The 3,509-nt window shown below is 46.5% G+C and carries 3 protein-coding genes and 1 pseudogene; all 4 read left to right on the forward strand.

Annotated features, from left to right (window positions below; translation table 11 throughout):
* Positions 1 to 307: 307 nt before the first annotated feature.
* Positions 308 to 787: a MarR family winged helix-turn-helix transcriptional regulator gene (locus tag BBG47_RS27365; protein WP_021254208.1), complete on the forward strand. Its 480-nt coding sequence runs from the start codon at positions 308 to 310 to the stop codon at positions 785 to 787.
* Positions 788 to 792: 5 nt separating this feature from the next.
* Complete coding sequence (locus BBG47_RS27370) at positions 793 to 2,022, forward strand: MFS transporter (RefSeq protein ID WP_065294377.1); 1,230 nt, start codon at positions 793 to 795, stop codon at positions 2,020 to 2,022.
* A gap of 254 nt (positions 2,023 to 2,276) precedes the next feature.
* A complete protein-coding gene (locus tag BBG47_RS27375) occupies positions 2,277 to 2,915 on the forward strand; it encodes an FMN-dependent NADH-azoreductase (RefSeq protein WP_065294376.1) in 639 nt (212 codons plus the stop codon).
* 145 nt (positions 2,916 to 3,060) lie between these two features.
* Positions 3,061 to 3,282 (forward strand): annotated as a pseudogene (locus BBG47_RS29185) (cell wall hydrolase); the annotation flags it as partial.
* Positions 3,283 to 3,509: the final 227 nt, after the last annotated feature.

Raw genomic sequence — 3,509 nt, forward strand, 5'->3', positions numbered from 1 at the left:
CCAGCCAACAGGCCAAGTGCAAAGCATTACAGCTTCCACTCAACAGACCGAAGGCTATGCATCAACAGGTGGTATGGGGTCGTCAAGCATTGTACAAAGCGTGTCAGACCAGTCCTACACCTCATAATATAAGAAAAAAGACGGTTCGGATTACAGAACCGTCTTTTTTGATCTGATCTGCCAACTAATATATAACTATTTACATTAGTGCGCTTATTGTTATAATAGTTGTTATGACAAGTTAATAGTTGTTACAACAACTATTTCTGATTTTATGCAGATGAAATATTAGGAGGTATTACACAAAATGGTACTGCATTTGGAACGACGGGTAGGTTACATGCTCGGTCAGACACACCGTAAGGTAGCTGCGGAGTTAGGGGCGAGATTCCGGCCTTATGATATGACGATTGAGCAGTGGGGAGTGCTGTTCCGTCTTGTTGAAGAGGAAGGCATTAATCAAAAGGGATTGGCTGAGCGATGCGGGAAAGATCAGCCAACCTTGACACGGATTGTGCAGCACTTGCTGCGCAAGGGGTGGGTAGAGCGCAGAACCTGCGAACAGGATCGGCGCGCATATCGGTTGGCGGTAACTGCTGCCGGGCGCTCTATTGTGGATCAGTTGATTCCCATTGAGCAGGAATATATCGCTCAAGTTATGGCGGGATTCTCAAGCGACGAGGAGCAGCATCTGCTGCAACAACTGCAGCGGATTCAAGATAATTCTGCTGCAGCTGAGAAGGAACGGTTGGCAGCGGCGAGTCAGGGAAGCGGTGCGAACAAGTGAAAGACATGAATGTGGACTATAGAAATAACGATGAGATTCTTGAAGAAAAGCAGCCATTGTGGACGAAGCCATTTGTAGTGTTAGCTGGCTCGAATTTTCTCGTATCACTGAATCTGTTGATGATAACGCCCGCGCTGCCAGCTTATGTGAAGGATGCCTATCAAGCAGACAACATGACCGTGAGCTTTGTCGTCAGTTTGTTCGCTTTGTCGGCTATTGTGACCCGACTATTTGCGGGAAGATTTTTTGATCGGTTCCGAGCGATGAGCATTTTGATTGCTGGTTTGCTCATATATGCCTTGTCGACGGGCGCTTATGCATTTGTACCATCCTTGGCCTTATTCATGCTTGTGCGCATGATTTACGGCGCGGGATTTGGCATTACGAGCACAGCCCTAGGGACATTGGCAACGCGAATTATTCCTCCTCGACGCATGGGGGAAGGAATGGGTTATTACGGCTTGTCCAATAGCTTATCCATGGCAATAGCTCCGATTATTGGTTTGTGGCTGCTGCAAAGCTACGGATATGAGTACTTAATTGGAACGACGTTTGTCCTTATCATTATTATTTTTCCAATGCTGCCCCTATTGCGCAGTGCCAAAGCTCCTGCGAGTCAAGCAACCATTCGGCCGCAAGGCTCATGGATTGATCGGCGGGCATTGCTGCCGTGTACGCTTAATTTTCTTGTCACCATCACGTACGGAGGTATCCTGTCCTTCATTACCATGTTCGGTCAGGAAAGAGGGATCGCGAATGTTAGCCTATTCTTCTTATGTAATGCGATATCCATATTGGTTGTCCGTACATTCGCTGGCAAGCTGTATGACAGCAAGGGACATCTCGCGGTTGTCCCTGCAGGAGGAATAATGTTGGCAGCTTCGCTGGTGGTACTGGCCTACAGCGCATCGACAGGGATGCTGTGTCTTGCCGCTGCTATGTACGGGCTTGGATATGGCAGTCTGCAGCCTGCATTTCAGGCATGGGCTGTGCAGCGTGTACCTGCTGACCAGCATGCCGCAGCAACAGGCATGTTCTACAATTCAATTGACTTGGGTGTGGCTCTTGGTTCGTTGCTGCTCGGTGCAGTAGCATCAGTCACTACTTATAGCAATACGTACCTCGTATCCTCTTTGTCTGCGGTATTGTTGCTGCTCATTTATGCATTTGCTCTTCTTCGAGCGAGAGCTTCTCGGATGAGTGGACGTGATGAAGCAACTGTTTCTGCCACTTAGATGCTGGAAAGAATAGTACAATGGGTTGTCTTTGTTATGTATGCAAAATATAAGTTAAAAAATAAATTTAACTCATTTACTTGACAAAAGTAAGTTATAACATTTATTATACTTACATAAAGTAAGTCAATGACATTAAATAAGCGTACAATTTTGAGTCAACATCAATAATTTGTCGCTAGCTATGAGCTATCTTGTCAGAACTGAATGTAAGGCAATAACGTTATACAAAATTTATTTATGAGGTGAACATGATGAAAAAAGTACTTGTTATTAATTCAAATCCTAAACCAACTGAAATGTCCTTCGCTCTTCGTCTTGGTGAGCACTACTTGACTGCGCTTCAAGCTGATGCGGATGTACAAATCGAGCGCGTAAATCTGTATGAAGAGAACATTCCATTGATCGACGGTACCGTATTAGATGCTTGGGGTAAAGCTGGCGCTGGTGAAGCATTGTCTGCAGAGCAAACAAGCACACTCGGCCGCATGAATGAAATTTTGGAGCAATTTATTGCAGCAGACGTTGTGGTATTCGTTACACCAATGTGGAACTTGAGCTACCCGCCGCTTCTTAAAGCTTATATCGATAACGTAGTTATTGCCGGCCGTACATTCAAGTACACTGCTGAAGGTCCACAAGGCTTGCTCGGAGGCAAGAAAGTGGTTCATATCGAAGCGCGTGGCGGTATTTACTCCGAAGGTCCAACAGCAGGTCTTCGCTTCGCAGACTCTTACCTGCAAGCGATTATGGGCTTCATCGGCATTAGCGATTACGAGAATATCGTCGTGGAAGGCATGGCTGCAACGCCTGACCGTGCAGAAGAAATTCTTGCTTCCGCGAAGCAACGTGCTGAGCAAAGCGCTAAGAACTTTCTGGCAACTGTAAAATAAGTTAGTTATATCAATCAAACATGAGTGTTCGCACCTGACCATGAGCCGGTTCCTATTGGAGCCGGCTTTTTTTCATTTGTCACCAATTAGGCACTCGCACATATGATGGTAACGAATGAAAGGGGGAGGGAGGTAACAGGCACTGAAGGGCTACTTCTATCAATGGGCTCGTGACGCTGATATTCGTCTAGCTCAACGCGCAATCAATGGCGAGCGCACCTGGCCTGCTTCCTATGCACTGTGGTTCTTTAGGCCGGCGGGAGAGTGCCCAGATACGTGGTTCAATCAACAAAATTCTGGTCGGTATCGAGCGCATTATTTCTTTTCCCCAACTGGGGACGACTGTCCAGCAGTGTACTCGGGGTAACGAGGCTTCATTAAAAATCAGTCCAGATGAGACTGTAAAGGAGAGAGTGTAGCATGAATTACATGAGTTATGGTTATCCAACTCCGAACCAATCCGGTAATAGTTCGATTTCTCCAATGAGCACGTCAAAAGGCGGATCTTGTTGCGGATCAAAAGCCCCAATCAGTCCAACTCCGACACCATATCCGGCCCAGCAATCGATGCAGAGCATGCCAATGCAGAACATG

Origin of the sequence: Paenibacillus sp. KS1, from assembly GCF_001680695.1 — a bacterium.
Taxonomy (GTDB): domain Bacteria; phylum Bacillota; class Bacilli; order Paenibacillales; family Paenibacillaceae; genus Paenibacillus_B; species Paenibacillus_B suaedae.